Origin of the sequence: Komagataeibacter melaceti, from assembly GCF_003403295.1 — a bacterium.
Classification (GTDB): Bacteria; Pseudomonadota; Alphaproteobacteria; order Acetobacterales; family Acetobacteraceae; genus Komagataeibacter; species Komagataeibacter melaceti.
The window spans coordinates 1-293 of the sequence record NZ_QUWV01000042.1; the positions used below are offsets into that span (position 1 = coordinate 1).

The following is a 293-nucleotide window of genomic DNA, read 5'->3' on the forward strand; positions in this document are numbered from 1 at the left end:
GGCCGTGATGAAATGAAGGAGATGAACGAGGTGGTGACCCGCTTCACCTCCTCGGTCAATGCGCCGCTGGTCATTGATTCCACCGAAACCCCGGTGATCGAGGCCGCACTCAAGCTGCATGGCGGCAAGCCCATCATCAACTCCATCAACTTCGAGGATGGAGAGGCGATCGCCAATGAGCGCATGCTGCTGGCGCGCAAGTTCGGGGCCGCCGTCATCGCCCTGACCATTGATGAAGTGGGCATGGCCAAGACGGCGGAAGACAAGCTGCGCATCGCCACCCGCCTGGTCGA

Annotated in this window: 1 protein-coding gene; it reads left to right on the forward strand. The window is 61.1% G+C overall.

Going from position 1 to position 293, the window contains the following annotated elements:
* On the forward strand, positions 1 to 293 hold a 293-nt coding region (locus DY926_RS05775; protein WP_148707741.1), incomplete at both ends, for a dihydropteroate synthase.